The organism is Frisingicoccus sp. (assembly GCF_048388605.1).
In the GTDB taxonomy this organism is placed as follows: Bacteria; Bacillota; Clostridia; order Lachnospirales; family Lachnospiraceae; genus Frisingicoccus.
In genome coordinates, this window is record NZ_DBGCTU010000025.1 from 75,345 (window position 1) to 91,934 (window position 16,590).

14 protein-coding genes are annotated in these 16,590 nt (G+C 46.6%); 13 read left to right on the forward strand and 1 reads right to left on the reverse strand.

Translation table 11 applies throughout. The annotated features are described in order from the left end of the window. Nucleotides 1-20 precede the first annotated feature (20 nt). The 7 genes from ACMN7X_RS05615 to ACMN7X_RS05645 all read left to right on the forward strand — a co-directional run bounded on the left by ACMN7X_RS05615 (nt 21) and on the right by ACMN7X_RS05645 (nt 9,243). Nucleotides 21-1,388 carry an amidohydrolase gene (locus tag ACMN7X_RS05615; protein WP_418746505.1) on the forward strand — a complete coding sequence of 456 codons (1,368 nt, stop codon included), beginning with the start codon at nt 21-23 and terminating at the stop codon, nt 1,386-1,388. 53 nt (nt 1,389-1,441) lie between these two features. Then, nucleotides 1,442-2,521: a BMP family protein gene (locus ACMN7X_RS05620; RefSeq protein WP_418746550.1), complete on the forward strand. Its 1,080-nt coding sequence runs from the start codon at nt 1,442-1,444 to the stop codon at nt 2,519-2,521. Nucleotides 2,522-2,617: 96 nt separating this feature from the next. Next, nucleotides 2,618-4,135: an ABC transporter ATP-binding protein gene (locus ACMN7X_RS05625; protein ID WP_418746506.1), complete on the forward strand. Its 1,518-nt coding sequence runs from the start codon at nt 2,618-2,620 to the stop codon at nt 4,133-4,135. Continuing rightward, nucleotides 4,135-5,163, forward strand: a complete 1,029-nt coding sequence (locus tag ACMN7X_RS05630) for an ABC transporter permease (protein ID WP_418746507.1) — start codon at nt 4,135-4,137, stop codon at nt 5,161-5,163. Before ACMN7X_RS05625 ends, ACMN7X_RS05630 begins: the two co-directional genes overlap by 1 nt. Nucleotides 5,164-5,178: 15 nt before the next feature. Next, nucleotides 5,179-6,120 carry an ABC transporter permease gene (locus ACMN7X_RS05635; RefSeq protein ID WP_418746508.1) on the forward strand — a complete coding sequence of 314 codons (942 nt, stop codon included), beginning with the start codon at nt 5,179-5,181 and terminating at the stop codon, nt 6,118-6,120. Between the two features lie 97 nt (nt 6,121-6,217). Then, nucleotides 6,218-7,090, forward strand: a complete 873-nt coding sequence (locus tag ACMN7X_RS05640) for a YitT family protein (protein ID WP_418746509.1) — start codon at nt 6,218-6,220, stop codon at nt 7,088-7,090. Between the two features lie 23 nt (nt 7,091-7,113). Beyond that, nucleotides 7,114-9,243 (forward strand): DNA topoisomerase III, encoded by a 2,130-nt coding sequence (locus ACMN7X_RS05645; protein ID WP_418746510.1) that lies wholly within the window; start codon nt 7,114-7,116, stop codon nt 9,241-9,243. A gap of 100 nt (nt 9,244-9,343) precedes the next feature. Here the strand turns inward: ACMN7X_RS05645 and ACMN7X_RS05650 are convergent, their stop codons facing one another. Continuing rightward, nucleotides 9,344-9,592: a hypothetical protein gene (locus ACMN7X_RS05650; RefSeq protein ID WP_418746511.1), complete on the reverse strand. Its 249-nt coding sequence runs from the start codon at nt 9,590-9,592 to the stop codon at nt 9,344-9,346. Nucleotides 9,593-9,841: 249 nt separating this feature from the next. Between ACMN7X_RS05650 and ACMN7X_RS05655 the strand changes: the two genes are divergently transcribed. From ACMN7X_RS05655 to ACMN7X_RS05680, 6 genes are read left to right on the forward strand one after another with little or no spacing between them, the layout of a single operon-like run. Further along, nucleotides 9,842-10,393: a LutC/YkgG family protein gene (locus tag ACMN7X_RS05655; protein ID WP_418746512.1), complete on the forward strand. Its 552-nt coding sequence runs from the start codon at nt 9,842-9,844 to the stop codon at nt 10,391-10,393. Between the two features lie 20 nt (nt 10,394-10,413). Continuing rightward, nucleotides 10,414-12,570: an L-lactate dehydrogenase (quinone) large subunit LdhH gene (gene ldhH / locus ACMN7X_RS05660; protein WP_418746513.1), complete on the forward strand. Its 2,157-nt coding sequence runs from the start codon at nt 10,414-10,416 to the stop codon at nt 12,568-12,570. A gap of 53 nt (nt 12,571-12,623) precedes the next feature. Beyond that, complete coding sequence (locus ACMN7X_RS05665) at nt 12,624-13,616, forward strand: polyprenyl synthetase family protein (protein WP_418746514.1); 993 nt, start codon at nt 12,624-12,626, stop codon at nt 13,614-13,616. Further along, entirely contained in the window at nt 13,603-14,544 is a 942-nt protein-coding gene (locus ACMN7X_RS05670) for a prenyltransferase (protein WP_418746515.1), read from the forward strand. The genes ACMN7X_RS05665 and ACMN7X_RS05670 overlap by 14 nt, the downstream gene beginning before the upstream one ends. Beyond that, nucleotides 14,537-15,235, forward strand: coding sequence for a ubiquinone/menaquinone biosynthesis methyltransferase (locus ACMN7X_RS05675; protein WP_418746516.1), 699 nt, complete (start codon nt 14,537-14,539; stop codon nt 15,233-15,235). The genes ACMN7X_RS05670 and ACMN7X_RS05675 overlap by 8 nt, the downstream gene beginning before the upstream one ends. A gap of 52 nt (nt 15,236-15,287) precedes the next feature. Further along, a complete protein-coding gene (locus ACMN7X_RS05680; RefSeq protein WP_418746517.1) occupies nt 15,288-16,589 on the forward strand; it encodes an FAD-dependent oxidoreductase in 1,302 nt (433 codons plus the stop codon). The last annotated feature ends 1 nt before the right edge of the window (nt 16,590 follow it).

Genomic DNA, 16,590 nt, shown 5'->3' on the forward strand with positions numbered 1-16,590 from the left:
AGAGGAGATGGTAAATTTCTATGAAAACATTGTTGAAAAATGCGCTTATTGTCACCATGAATGCGAAAGAAGAAGTTTATTCTGAGGGCAGTGTTCTGGTGGAAGATGACAAAATCAGTAAGATCGGACATTTTGAGTTAAAAGAAGACGTGGATGAGGTTATTGACTGTAAAGGTAAGATTATTATGCCGGGCCTTGTAAATACCCATGTACATACATCACAGCAGCTTGGACGGGGTTTGGGGGACGACGTAAATCTGCTGACATGGCTCCATGATCGTATCTGGCCTTATGAGAGCAATATGACAGAGGAAGATTCCTATGTATCCACATTGGCCTGCTGTCTGGAGCAGATTAAGTGCGGATGTACATCATTTGCTGAGCCGGGCGGACAGCATGTAGCCGGTATGGTTCGCGGCGTTGCTGAAGCCGGCGTTCGCGCGAAACTGGCAAAATCCGTGATGGACTGCGGTGAGGGTCTTCCAAAAGTATGGCAGAAAACGACGCAGGAAGAGCTGGACAAGCAGGAAGAAGATTTGAAGAAGTTCCATAATACCTATGATGGACGTGTCCAGGTATGGTTTGGACTGCGTACAATTTTCAACTGTACCGATGATTTGATCGTCCGTTCGAAGGAACTGGCAGATAAATATAATGTCGGCGTACATATGCATGTTGCCGAGGTTAAAGATGAAGTAGAATATATGCAGGCCACCAGAGGTGAGTGGACGGTAACTCATTTGAACAAACTGGGTGTTCTGGACAAAAACTTCCTTGCGGTGCATACCGTATGGTTGACCAATGAGGAAGTTGAAATGTTCCGAGATCATCAGGTGAAGGTTTCTCACAATCCGGCGGCCGCAATGCGTGTGCTCGGTTTTGCCAAGGTGCCTAGAATGCTTCGCGAAGGCATCTGCGTAACGATCGGTACAGACGGCGCGCCGTCCAATAACCGTATGGATATGGTGGATGAGATGTATCTGACATCCCTGATCCACAAGGGCTGGCGTTTGGAGCCGGATGTTGTGAAGGCTCAGGAAATCCTGCGCATGGCAACCATTAACGGCGCAAAGGCCTTGATGGATGAAGACCTTTATGGTTCCCTGGAAGCGGGCAAAAAGGCCGATCTGATCGTTATTAATCCGGATTCCGCAGGTATGCTGCCGCTGCACGACCCGGTAGCGAACCTCGTAACATCTATGCATTCATCCAATGTGGAGAGCACCATGTGTGATGGCAAGTGGCTGATGAAGGACCGCATTGTTCTTTCCTTAAATGAGGAAGAAGTACTTGCGGCCGCAAAGGAACATGCAGCAGCAATTCGTTCCCGGGCCGGCATCGAACTTCCGGAGCGCTTCCCGGTAGTTTATCCGATGGCTTCTAAATAGTCATTTATATTATTTTAATATAAAATGAATTAATCACAAAAAGGGTAAAGGAGATTGAAACAATGAAAAAACTTGTGGCAATGGCATTGAGCCTGACACTGGCTGTTTCCATGTTAACAGCATGCGGTGGTGGCACAAAGGAAACAAAAGCAGAGACAACGGCAGAAACAACAGCAGAAACCGGTGCAGAGACAAGCGGTGAAACAAAGGCCGCAGCAGACGGTGAAAGTCTGAAAGTTGCGCTTTGTGTAACCGGCGCAGTCAACGATATGGGATTCTGTCAGTCCGCATACGAAGGACTTGAGTTGCTTGAAGAAAAATACGGCGCTGAAATCGCTTATACAGAAAATCTTCAGGCAGCAGATATGGCAGCAGCATTTACAGATTATGCATCAAGCGGTTATGATATCGTTATCGGACATGGTTTCCAGTTTGGCGATCCGGCTCTCGAAGTTGGCGAGCAGTATCCGGATACGATATTTATCTGTACGGAATCCAATGCGGCAGCAGATAATGTAGCTTCTTATGTTATGAGCTGTGAACAGGGCGGATATATCGAGGGTATGCTTGCGGCAAGCATGACAAAATCCAATAAAATCGGTTTCATTGGACCAATCGAAGGCGCTTCCCTTATTAAGATCATGAATGGTTTTGAGGATGGTGCAAAATCCATTAATCCGGACATCGAAGTTCAGACAGCATGGACAGGTAGTTTCACAGATACAGCTCAGGCAAAAGAGGCAGCTCAGGCTATGATCGACAGCGGTGTTGATTTCATTGCCCATGATGCGAATGAATGTGGCAACGGCGCAATCGCTGCAGCTCAGGAAGCCGGCATTTACGCAACAGGCGATTCCTATGATCAGCATGAACTTGCTCCTGAAACTGTACTTACATCTTCTATGTATAATGTACCTCTGGTTATTGAATCCGCTTATCTGGATGTTGTTAACGGCACATTCAAAGGCGAAGTTAAATACCTTGGTATGGCTGAGGGCGTTGTAGAAATGGCTCCATACTATGATATGGAAAGCGTTATTCCTGAAGACGTTCGCACAATGATTGATGAAAAAATTGAAGCCATCAAATCCGGTGAATTTGTAGTACCGCTTGATGAAAACGTAAGAAAATAATTTGAATCAGCTATAAAGAATAAGCAGACGGGACGTACTGGCTAAGGCCGGTACGTCCCATGTCTGGTTCATTGAACACATTGAAGGAGAAAGGTTATGGCAATCTTAGAGATGAAGCATATCAGCAAGGCTTTTTCCGGCGTATATGCCAATGAAGATATTAACTTATCCGTGGAAAAAGGTGAGATTCATGCTCTGCTTGGTGAGAATGGTGCAGGAAAAACAACGCTGATGAATATTTTGTTTGGTATTTATACAGCGGATACCGGAGAAATTTACTGGAAGGATAAAAAAGTGTTATTTGATTCTCCAAGAGAGGCGATTGATCAGGGAATAGGCATGGTGCATCAGCATTTTTCACTTGTTCAGAAGATGACGGTGCTGGAGAATATTATTCTCGGACTAAATCAGGACGGCCTTTTCATTTCAAAGATGGATGCCAGAAAGAGTATTGTTGAGCTGGCGGAAAAATACGGCCTTCGGGTAAGACCGGATGCAAGGATCAGGGATTTATCCGTGGGTGAACAGCAGCGAGTAGAAATTTTGAAGGCTTTATATCGGAATGTGGATTTGTTGATTCTGGATGAGCCGACCGGCGTTTTGACGCCAAAGGAAACTCAGGATTTTTTTGAGGTTCTGAGAAAATTGAAAAAAGAGGGTTACGCGGTCATCATTATCACACATCGTATGAGTGAGATTATGGCGATCAGTGACCGGGTAACGATTTTGCGCGATGGAAAGAAAGTTAAGGAACTGGTAACTTCCGAAACCAATCCAAAGGAATTATCCATGTATATGATCGGGCGGGAGCTGCACGGGGATTTTGAGATACAGGAACAGTTGGACAACGGTGTCGCTTTGGAACTTAAAAATGTGAATATCATGAAGGGCGAAAAGGCGATATTGGATAACATTAATCTCACTGTCAATAAAGGAGAAATTCTTGGCATTGCCGGGGTTGACGGAAACGGGCAGACCGAGTTGGCCGAGGTGATTGCGGGGATTCGTCGAAATACTTCCGGCGAGATATGTTTTATGGGTGAGAATATTCAGAAAGCGACAGTGAAGCAGCGTTTTGATAAGGGAATTTCCTATATATCGGATGACCGCCATGCGGATGGGCTGGTGATCGATATGACATTGAAAGAAAATATGCTGCTGAAAAATTATGATAAAGAACCTTTTTCAAAAAAAGGTATTTTCAATAAAAAGCCGATTGAAGAACAGGCGAAAAAAGCGATTGAAAAGTTTCAGATCAAGACAACGGGAACAACGGGTATGGAATCTGTGGTCAAACTTTTATCCGGCGGTAATCAGCAGAAAATTATCATTGCCAGAGAGGTGACAGAGGAGGCAAAATTGGTTATTGCCAATCAGCCGACCCGGGGATTGGATATCGGCGCCACCGAGTTTGTGCGTCAGACATTGATGGATGTTCGTAATTCGGATCGGAGCGTTTTGCTAATCTCGGCGGATCTGGAAGAGATACTGGCATTGTCGGATCGGATCGCGGTGATGTTCGGCGGAAAGGTTGTCGGCGTGCTTAACCGCAGTGAAGCGGATGTACAGAAGATTGGTTTATTAATGGGCGGAATGACAAAGGAGGCCATGTGATGACGGATAAGAGAAATAAAGTGATTCAGGCAGTTGTTATTGCATTGATTACGATTATCGTGGGAACAGGTCTCATAGTGATGTCAAATGCCGATCCGATGGAAGCTTATGCTAATTTCTTCCGGGGGATTTTTGGAAATTTAAATGGTTTTTGCGAGGTGTTCGTTAAGGCAACACCGTTGATCTTTACGGGGCTCGGCTGCGCGGTGGCATTTCGAACCGGATTTTTTAATATCGGAGCGGAAGGCCAGTTTTACATGGGGGCGCTGACCTCTGCCATGGTTGCCCTCGGACTTCAGGGAATTCCGGGAATTGTCCGGATTATTCTGGCCTTGATCATCGGCTTTTTGGCCGGAGGCATCTGGGCGCTGATTGCGGCCATATTTAAGGCGAAATTCGGAATTTCGGAAATTATCGTTACAATCATGTTGAATTATATAGCGATTAATCTGATCGGACTTGCCGTTCGTACCTTCTTAATGGACCCGGCCGGCAGTGTTCCCCAGTCGGCAAAGATTGATGAATCCGCATTGCTTATGCAGATTTTGCCGCCGACCCGTCTTCATGTGGGCTTCATTATAGCGCTGCTGGCAGTTGTGATCGTGTGGTATCTGTTGGAAAAGACGACCCTCGGTTATGAAATCAAGGTGGTCGGCTTTAATAAACGAGCGGCAGCCTGCAACGGCATATCCGTTATGAAAAATATTGTTATTTCCGCATTTTTAAGCGGTGGTCTGGCGGGACTTGCCGGTGTGGTTGAAGTGCTTGCCATTCAGAAAAAACTTTTGGAGGGCATTTCTTCAAACTGCGGCTACACGGCGGTGCTGATTGCACTGATGGCCGGAAATCATCCGGTGGGTGTTGTTGTGGCATCGATCGCCATGGCGGCCATGCAGGTCGGAGCGAATACAATGCAGCGTCAGCTTGGCGTTCCTTCGGCAATCGTAGACATACTTGTCGGCCTGGTTGTCCTCCTTATTTTGGCAAAGGGCCTGATCAATCGAAAAAAAGCAAGGAAAGCGGCATAGAAAGGGGAGAAAAAAATGTTGGAACAGATATTGACGGTAGGATTTTTTACAGCCTTTTTCTCTGCCATGGTGCGTATGGCTGTGCCTTTGATTTATGCCGGTTTGGGTGAAATGTTCGCTGAAAAAGCCGGAATCTTAAACATTGGTATGGAGGGTGTTATGCTGAGCGGAGCTTTCTGCTCCTTTGCGGGAGCCATGTTTTCCGGCAGTTTGTTTATCGGACTTTTGTGCGGTATTTTGGGTGGTGTTGCGGTTGGCATGATCCATGCGTTTTTGTCGATCAAACTGGCGCAGAATCAGTCGGTCAGCGGTATCGCTATTAATATGTTTGTCCTCGGCGTGACGAGCTTCTTTTCAAGAATATTGAAAGAGGGAAAGAGCTATCAGCAGTTGACGACCTATTCAACGATAAAGATTCCGATACTCAGCGATATTCCATTGATTGGGGATGCCTTGTTTAATCAGGATATTTTTACTTATCTTCTGTATATATTAGTTATTGTTATGACTGTTTTTTATGCGAAAACAGCAAAGGGTCTGGCATTTCAGGCGGTGGGCGAGCATCCCCGGGCTGCGGATGCCGCCGGTATTCCCGTACATAAATATCAGTACATTGCGATGCTGGTGAACGGAATCCTGGGCGGGATCGGCGGCGCCTATCTCGTGCTTGTCCAGCTGGGCGTGTTTACCGAGAATATGATTTCCGGCCGCGGTTATATCGCCCTGGCGGCGGTCATCCTTGGAAGATATACGCCGGTGGGAACCTTTGGCGCGGCTCTTATTTTCGGAGGGGCCAATGCCCTACAGATTCGACTGCAGGCCGTCGGCGTACCGCTGCCGGCCCAGGCGCTGGCAATGCTGCCTTACATTATTACATTGATCGCCCTGCTCGGTTCCATCGGGCGGAGCAATGAACCGGAATCTTTAAGCAAACCGTATATCCGGGGAAGCCGTTAAAACTTTAATATGATAAAACAACGAAGAGTATATTTTAAAGAAAAATGTACTCTTTGTTTTCGTTTTGGGGTAAACTGGAAAAAGAGGAGGAAAAAATATGGGAGAAAAATTTCACGGAAAAGAAAAAATATTGGATTTGATTTTTGAAGTTAGCGGGATTTTTATTATGTCTTTGGGGATTCATTGCTTTTTGGTGCCGGCGAATATTGCGCCGGGCGGTGTTTCGGGTATGGCGATTTTGATCCAGTATTTATGGGGACTGCCGATCGGCTTGATGTCCTTTGTGATCAATGTGCCGATTTTTATATTGAGCTGGCGGTATCTGGGTAAAAAATATACGATGCAGAGTCTGGGCGCCGTATTGCTCAGCTCAGTCATTTTGGATTATGTGGTGACGCCGTGGGTGCCGATGTACACGGGGGAACGATTTTTGGGTTCTCTGTTTGGAGGCATTTTTGTGGGCGCCGGTTTAGGGCTGGTTTTTTTGCGGGGATTTTCCACCGGAGGTACGGATGCAATTTCATTTTTGCTCCAGCGCAAATTTCCCCACATGCCGATCGGGCGGACATTGATGTTGATCGACGGATTGGTACTTGCTATTTCTGTGCTTGTATTTCATAATATAGAAGCGGGACTTTTTGGCGTCGTGGCGCTGTTTGCCCAGACAAAGCTTATTGACAGTATTGTTTATGGCAGCGAGCACGGCCAGATGCTCCTCATTGTTTCAGAGAAAAATATGGAGATTAAGGATAAAATTCTTGTCGATGTGGACAGGGGCGCGACTATTTTAAAGGCGGTCGGCGCATATACAATGGAAGAAAAGGACGTCCTTTTATGTGCGGCGCGCAAATCTCAGTTTGGCCAGATCAAGCGGATCGTGCGGGAAATCGATCCGAATGCTTTTTTCATTGTCAGCGAGGTGAGCCAGATTCTCGGAGAGGGATTCAAGCCTGTGTCCAATGATCTGTAATTAAGGAAGGAACGGATATAAATATGAAAACATTAGTTATTGCCGAAAAGCCTTCAGTGGGCAGGGATATTGCCCGAGTTTTAAAATGCGGCAAAAATAATCAGGGCGCTTTGGAAGGAGATAAGTATGTTGTCACCTGGGCATTGGGCCATCTTGTGACGCTGGCGGATCCGGAGGCCTACGATTCGAAGTATAAAGCCTGGGAGATGAAGGATCTGCCGATGCTTCCGGAAAAATTTCAGCTGGTGGTTATAAAGCAGACAGGCAAACAGTATCAGACAGTTAAAAATCATTTGTATCGGAAGGATATTTCCGATGTGGTCATTGCCACCGATGCGGGGCGGGAAGGCGAGCTGGTGGCCCGCTGGATTCTTGCAAAGGCGGGGAGTCATAAACCGGTGAAGCGGCTTTGGATTTCTTCGGTGACAGATAAAGCGATTCGGGAGGGCTTTGCCCATCTGAAGGACGGAAGGGCCTATATGAATCTCTATGCGGCGGCGGAGGCTCGGGCGGAAGCGGACTGGCTTGTCGGCATCAACGGCACCCGGGCGCTGACCTGCAAATATAATGCCCAGTTATCCTGCGGCCGTGTTCAGACACCGACATTGTCGATGATCGCACAGAGAGAAAAAGAAATCCGGGAATTTAAACCGGAGAAATATTATGGGCTGACTCTGTCCTGCGGCGGCGTTACATGGAGCTGGCAGGATGGAAAGTCGGGGAGCAGCCGGACATTCAGCAGCGAACGCATCGAAAAAATTAAAAATCAGGTTCAGGGCGAAAAGCTGACGGTTCAGGAGGTTCATCGGACAACAAAGAAAATCTATTCGCCGGGACTTTATGATCTGACCGAATTGCAGCGGGATGCGAATAAACGTTTCGGCTTTTCGGCAAAAGAAACATTGAATATCATGCAGAGGCTTTATGAGAATCATAAGGTACTGACCTATCCGCGAACCGATTCCCGATACATAGGAAAAGATGTGGCCGAGACGCTGAAAGAGCGGCTCAGGGCCTGCAGTGTGGGGCCGTACCGGAAAGTTACCGGGAAACTGATCAATCAGACATTGAAATTAAGTAAAAGTTTTGTGGATGACAGCAAGGTGTCGGATCATCATGCCATCATTCCGACGGAGCAGTTTGTTCAGTTGGAGCATATGAGCAGTGATGAACGAAAAATTTATGATCTGGTTGTCCGCCGGTTTGCGGCAGTGCTGTATCCGCCATGTGAATATGAGCAGACCACGTTGAGGGGGACCTGCGGCGGTGAAACATTTTCGGCGAAGGGAAAAATAATGAAGCAGCCGGGATGGCAGGCGGCCTATGAGGATTTTCAGGAGGAAGAAGCAGAGGAGGATATTCGGGAACAGCTGCTTCCTGAGATCAAAGAGGGAACCAAAGAGCTTGTGACCCGGGTTAAAATGAATGAGGGACAGACAAAACCGCCGGCTTATTATAATGAAGCAACGCTGTTGACGGCGATGGAGAAGGGCGGTCTTGGAACGGTGGCTACCCGGGCGGATATCATTGATAAATTGTTTAACACATTTCTGATGGAGAAAAAAGACAAAGATATTTACGTCACTTCTAAGGGGCGCCAGCTTTTGGAACTGGTGCCGGAAGATTTGAAGAAACCGGCCCTGACGGCGGATTGGGAAAAGAAGCTGACGGCTATTTCGGAAGGGCGGCTTAAAAAAGACGTTTTCATTCAGGATATCCGGGGTTATACAGAGGAGATCGTTGCCGAGATCCGCACCGGCGACGGGAAATTCCGGCATGAGAATCTGACGAACACAAAATGCCCGCAATGCGGCAAACGCATGTTGGCGGTGAAAGGCAAAAACAGCCGGATGCTTGTCTGCCAGGACAGGGAATGCGGTTACCGGGAGACGGTAGCCCGGACGACGAATGCCCGGTGTCCGAAGTGCCATAAACGGATGGAAATGTACGGTAAGGGCGATGCTCAAACCTTTGTCTGCGTTTGCGGCTATAAAGAAAAGCTTTCTGTGTTCCAGGAACGCAGAAAAAAGGAGGGCGCCGGTGTAAGCAAAAAGGATGTTCAAAAATATTTGAACAAGCAGCGAAAAGAGGCGGAACAGCCGTTGAATAACGCCTTCGCCGAGGCCTTTGCCAAATTAAATCTGAAGGAATAGATATACCCATTCGGGATGCCCGAATGGGTATAGGAAAAGCGGGTGGATGAAGTCAACATTTAGTCAACTTCTTCCCCTGCTTTTTTCGCGTTAATTTCGGCTATTTTGTCAGAAAATATTCATTTGCAGTTCCGATGGGCCTGCCTTCCGGCGTCATTACGATAAATTTACCCCATTCCGCAACCATATTTTTCAATTCTCCGGCTTCCGGTTCAGTGACCTGCCAGCAGACGATCAGCGGCTGGTCGGCAATATCGGTGGCTCTGCTCCAGATCATGATAAAATCCTTATCGGAGTCATCAAGACACATATCCCCTTCAAGCTTTAATGCAATTTTTTCTTCGTCCATATTTTTATCCTCGAATTTCTTGATTTTATTCAATCATAACAGATAGGATGTTTTGAATCAATACAGAAAAGCGGTTTTTTGGTGTCAATGACCAAGATTGACAAAAAATTGACTAAAATTGAAGAAAATGTAGTCAAATTGATTAAAAAAACATACAAAATACATGCTGTAGCGTTGACTAACTGTATTTTTTTTAATATACTAGATAAGTAAAACGACGCAATAAATTCGTCAGAAAGGGGCGTAACAATGAATAAAATCACGGATGAATTGTACGAAAGATTCAAAACGAATCTTGAAGGCGTGAACGGAACATGTGTGCGCGCATCCAAGGAAAATCTTGGTAAGGCTGTTGCCGGAATTTTTACAGAGGCCGGCATCCCGGATACCTGTATCGTTGAGACTCCGCTCATGAAAGAGGCGGGCGTTATCAATGCTCTTGAAGAGGCAGGTATTAAAGTGTACACAGATCACATTCGTCTCAACGCAGAGAAAGTAAAAGGCGGTGTTTCAGAGAGTCAGTTTGGTATTGCAAATCTCGGCACCATGGTTCAGGCAAGAGACGTTATTGATGAGAGAATTGTATCAACCATGTCAGAATACTATATCGGTATTATAAAAGGCTCGATGATCGTGCCGGAATATGACGATATGTTTGATATTATCTCAGGATGGCCGGAGATGCCGAACTTTGTCGGTTTTGTTACCGGTCCGAGCCGTACGGCCGATATTGAGTGTGTCAGCACCGTTGGTGTTCATGGACCACTTCAGCTTTCTATTGTTGTTGTAGATGATGAATGATAAGGTAAGGAGGGAATATAATGTCAAGTGAAGCATTAAAACAAGAAATTCGGGCTGCATTGGACAACACCACTCTTGCCAGAACACTCGGTACATTTTGTAAGACTTATCCGGCCAGACGAGAGAAAGCTTACGAAGGTGTTGATTTTGAAGCCACACGTCAGAAGATCAGTGAAGTAAAACGTTATGCAGCAGATCATGTGGATGAGATGATTGCAGACTTCACGAAGAATTGTGAAGCAAGAGGCGGACATGTTATCGTTGCCAAGTCAAAAGAAGAGGCAATGGAGAAAATCCGCGAACTTGTTAAAGAAAAGAACGTAAAAACGATTGTTAAGTCGAAATCCATGGCTTCTGAGGAACTTCATTTTAATAAAGTTCTCACAGATGACGGCGTTCTTGTTCAGGAAACGGACCTCGGTGAGTTTATCATAGCTCTTGAGGGAAATACTCCGGTACATATGGTTATGCCGGCACTTCATCTGAATAAAGAAGAAGTTGCTGATCTGTTTACAGATTATACAAAAGTTAAAAATGCACCAATCATTGCGGAAGAAGTTAAGACTGCACGTAAGGTTATGAGAGAGAAATTCTGCTCAGCCGATATGGGTGTTTCCGGTGCAAACGTAGCTGTTGCCGATACAGGTACAGTATTTACCATGTCTAATGAAGGTAATGGACGTATGGTCGGCACTCTTCCTAAAATCCATCTTTATATTTTCGGTATTGAGAAATTCGTAAAATCCATATCCGATGCACGTTGGATTTTCAAAGCGCTTCCGCGTAACGGTACAGCACAGAGAATTACAGCTTATATTTCCATGTATACAGGTGCAACAGAAGTCGTTACAGATAAAGAAAACGATACAAAAGAAAAGAAAGAATTTTATGCGGTGATCATTGATGATCCGGGTCGTCGGGCAATTCTTGCAGAGCCTGAATTCAGACAGGTATTCGAATGTATCCGCTGCGGCGCCTGCCTCGATGTCTGTCCGGCATTCGCATTAGTCGGCGGCCATGTATACGGCTCCAAAGTATATACCGGCGGTATCGGTATCATGCTTACTCACTTCCTTATTAACGAACAGCGTGCCAGCGAGATTCAGAATCTCTGTCTCCAGTGCGGAAGATGTAAGGAAGTCTGCGGCGGCGGTCTTAAGATCACAGATATGATCCGTAAGATTCGTGAGAAAGATGCAAAAGAGCATCCAAATGCGATCAAGAAATTCGCGCTTGATGCAGTCAGCGATCGTAAGCTGTTCCACTCCATGCTTCGTGTTGCTTCTGTGGCTCAGGCTCCATTTGCAAAGGGTCAGCCGATGATCCGTCATCTGCCGATGTTCCTTTCCGGTCTGACAGAAGGAAGAAGCTTCCCGAACATTGCACAGGTTCCGCTGCGTGACATCTTCCCGACAATTGAGCAGAACGTTGAAAATCCAAAGGGCAAGATCGCTCTGTTTGCAGGCTGTCTGCTTGACTTTGTATATACGGATCTGGCACGGGATGTTGTTCTTGACCTGAATTCCATCGGCTATGTTGTAGAGATGCCTCTGGGACAGGCTTGCTGCGGTTGCCCGGCGTCAACAATGGGTGATGTTGAAAATGCTACAAAAGAAGCGGAGATCAACATCGAAGGTATGGAAGCAGAGAAATATGATTATATTGTTTCCGCATGTCCATCCTGTACACATCAGCTCCGTGATTATCCGAGCTTCTTCGAAGAAGGCACAGAGATGCATAAGAGAGCAACAGAACTCGCAAATAAGACATTCGATTTCTGTAAACTGTTCTATGATCTCGGCGGATGCGAAGAATCCGGAGACGGAAAAGCCGTTAAAGTTACTTATCATGACAGCTGCCATCTGTGCAGAAGCCTGCGCGTAACTCAGGAACAGCGTGAACTTCTCAAGAACACCAAGGGTGTTGAATTTGTTGAGATGGAAGATCATGATAACTGCTGTGGATTCGGCGGTACATACAGCGTACTTTATCCGGATATTGCAACACCTATCCTTGAAAAGAAGATTGAAAACATCAAGGCTACAGGCGCAGACGTTGTTGCTGTTGACTGTCCGGGATGTATGATGCAGATTCGCGGCGGTTTGGATGCCCGTGGATTGGATATCAAGGTTAAACATACAGCAGAAATTATTGCTGAAAAGAGAGGCCTTGTATAAGATTTAAATCGACATTTATAAAAATAGACTAAAGATGAACTGGAGATAAAAGAATGACAGAGCGGAATAATGCCTGTACGATGATGGAAGAGTCAGCGATGGAACGGGTAAATTACTATATACACAAAATCGCTGAAAACTCATTTGCCGGCACCAGAACAGGCGCCGTACTGGATGATGTGCTCGGTTCATCCGGGAAAATGATTCGCCCCAGACTTTTACTGCTTTGCAGCGCTTTTGGCCCCGACTCTTCGGAGCGGGCTGAAAGGCTCTGCATGCTGGCAGCGATGGTGGAACTCACTCATATGGCGTCGCTGATTCATGATGATATCATTGATGAAGCACCTTTCCGGCGCGGAAAGCCTTCAATTCAGGGCAAATACGGAAAGGATGCGGCAGTGTATGCCGGCGATTTCCTGATTGAGAGAGTTCATTACTGGCAGGCGAAAGAGCAACTTATTGATGCAGCAAAGATTCTTTCGAAAACCGTTGAAGATATGTGCATCGGAGAGATAGGTCAGGCGGTATGCAGATATGATGAGAATGTGACCGTGGACGCCTATTTGAAGAATATCAAAGGAAAGACGGCCTCTCTTTTCAGTACGGCCTGTGAATTGGGAGCGATCGAGGCGGGATGCAGCAGTGATATTGCCGAAAAACTTAAATGTTTTGGAGAATATCTGGGCATTATGTTTCAGTTTCGCGATGACCTTCTGGATTTTACATCCAGTGAGGTGGCCGAGGGAAAGAAGACCCATAAGGATTTCCACGATGGCATATATACGCTTCCGGTGCTTATGGCTCTCAGAGTGACTGAGGGCAGGGAGGCGCTTCTCCCGATTATGAGAGAAAATGCAAAGCGGAATTTGAGTGCGGAAGAGATAGAACAGATGGAGAAAGATGTTGTCCGCTGCGGCGGTGTGGAGCGTACCGTGGAAGAGATCCACAGATATGCGGCCCTGGCCGGCGAGATACTGAATTCTCTGGAGGATATCCCGGAGGCACGGAAAATCAGAAGGATGTTGGATAAACTTGAGGAAATCTGAGCATTATAAACCACTGACACCGAAGCTGGCACTGAATTTGGCGGCGCCGCGTTCGTGGGTGGCTTCACTGTTTCCTGCGTTGTTTGCTGATTTTTACTGTTGGCAGCAGGGGCTGGGACTTACATGGGGCAAGGGAATCATGCTGATTGTGGCATGTGTTCTTCTTCAAAGCGCTGTGAATACTCTGAATGACTATTTTGATTTTATTAAGGGAACGGACAGTGCAAGCGATCATGTGGAAGTCAATGATGCAGTTTTGATCTACGGAAATATTGCCCCTCGGAGCGCATTGATCCTGGGGATCGGCTATTTAGCCGCAGGAGCTGTTCTGGGGTTGGCGGCCTGCAGAGGAAGCGGGATGATTCCTGTTGTTATCGGACTTATCGGCGGCGTAGTGATTTTGCTCTATTCCGGAGGACCGATTCCGGTATCCTATCTTCCGATAGGGGAGATCGTATCGGGGGTTGTGATGGGCGGCCTTATCCCATTGGGGATTGCGGGCTGTGCCGATGGGAAAATTCATTGGCAGATTTTATTCTACTCTCTCCCGATGATTTTGGGAATCGCATTAATTATGATGAGCAATAACGGCAGTGATATTGAAAAGGACAGGAAAGCCGGAAGGCGTACCTTCCCCGCATGTATCGGCAGGGCAAAGACCCGGGCATTGTATCGCTATCTTATCGTGGCGTGGGTGGCGCTTGTGCTGGTGCTTCCGACGGCGATGCTTGGCCCGATTGGCCTTGTGAGTGTGGTATGCGTGGCGCTCATCGGCAGAACGGCCGTCAGCGGGCAGCTGGCGCGCACGCTGGAGCCGGAAGGGCGTATAGCCACAATGCAGGGAATTGCCGTAAACAATATTATGCTGAACGGAGCTTATACAGCTGCTTTTGCAGCAGGATTCATTCTGGAGGTTTTACATGGCTGAACATTCGAAAGAACAGCGTGTTTACAGTGTATTTCAGAGCATTTCGGAGGGCTATGACCGTGCAAATAACCGGATCAGTCTGGGATTGCAGAATAGCTGGAAGAAAGCGCTCACGGACAGACTGGCTGCGGATACTCCGCGGGGGACCAACATACTGGATGTTTGCTGCGGAACCGGGGATATAGCATTGAAAATGGCGGACGCAAGGCGTGACCTTAAAGTGACGGGGATTGATTTTTCACCGGCGATGCTTGAGGTGGCGGAAAGCAAGCGCTGCGGACGCAGAAATGTTCGTTTCACACAGGGCAATGCCATGAAATTACCCTATAGGGATGACAGTTTCACGGCGGCATGTATTTCGTTTGGACTTCGGAATACGGCGGATTATGAACAGGTCCTGCACGAGATGAAAAGAGTTGTCAGACCCGGTGGTTACATATATTGTCTAGATTCATTTGTCCCAGACAGTCCGGTTGTACGGCCGTTTTACAATATATATTTCCGCTTTATCATGCCGATGCTTGGCGGCGGCCGGAAATATAAAAAAGAATACATGTGGCTGTATGAATCGACACAGAAGTTTCTTCATCGGGGAGAACTTGAAGATTTATACCGCAGGCTCGGATTGAGAGCGGTAAACCATAAGAACAGGATGTGCGGTGCGTGTGTCCTGGTCTGGGGACAAAAATAAAATAAAAAAAGTAAATATTGACCTTTGGCTTTATACAATAAGGAGGATATAAATGAGCGAGAGAGAATTTGACGCCGACGTTATCATCGTGGGTGGCGGACTTGCCGGATGCTCTGCAGCGATTGTTCTCGCAAATGCAGGACTCTCTGTTATCGTTATTGAACGTGGAGATTATTGCGGCGCAAAGAATATGACAGGCGGACGTCTCTATGGGCACAGTCTTGAAAAGATTATTCCGAATTTCAAAGAAGAAGCCCCAATTGAGAGAATTATCAAACATGAAAAAGTTTCTCTCATGACAGCGGATGGCTCTCTGGATATCGGATATGGTTCAGCAAAATTAAGTTCGGAGCCGGGAAATGCTTCCTACACTGTACTTCGTGCAAAATTTGACCAGTGGCTGGCTGAAAAGGCTGAAGAGGCCGGTGCAGAAATTATCACAGGTATTCTTGTTGATAATCTGATCGTTGAAGACGGCAGAGTTGTAGGTATCGAATCTGACGGCGAAGAAATGTATGCGGAAGCTGTTGTTCTTGCAGATGGTGTGAACTCACTGCTTGCACAGCAGATCGGCATGAAGAAAGAGCTTGAACCTGGACAGGTTGCAGTAGGCGCTAAAGAGACGATCAAACTCAGTGAAGAAATTATTAACGAACGTTTCGCTCTTAAACCTGGCGAAGGTACAGCATGGCTTTCAGCCGGTGACCCTACAGTCGGCGGTTTCGGCGGCGGATTTATCTATACAAATAAAGACACAGTATCCGTAGGTGTTGTTGCAACATTAAGTGATATCGGACATTCAGATATATCTGTTCCTCAGATGCTTGACAGATTTAAAGAACATCCGGCTGTTGCTCCGTTTATCGAAGGCGGAGAAACGATTGAATATTCCGGACATCTTGTACCTGAAGAGGGAATTCATATGATTCCTGAACTTTACAGAGATGGCGTTCTTGTTACCGGTGATGCAGCCGGCATGTGCATCAACCTTGGCTTTACCGTAAGAGGTATGGATTTTGCGATTGAATCCGGCCGTATTGCAGCCGAGACATTGATCAAGGCACATGAAATCGGTGATTTCAGCGCAGCTACACTTTCCGAGTATGAAAAAGCATTGAAAGAAAGCTTTGTTATGCAGGATATGGATGCTTGCAAGGGATTCCCGACATTGCTTACCTGCCGGGCTATCTTTGAAGATCTTCCGGCTATGGCTGATGATATTGCAGCTAAATTGTTTACAGTGGATGGTCAGCCGAACAGCGGACTTATAATGTATATTATTGAGTCTATTGCGAAGAAGACCAGCGCTAGAGAGCTCGTTGACATGATTACAAATATACTGGAGGCGTTCTAAT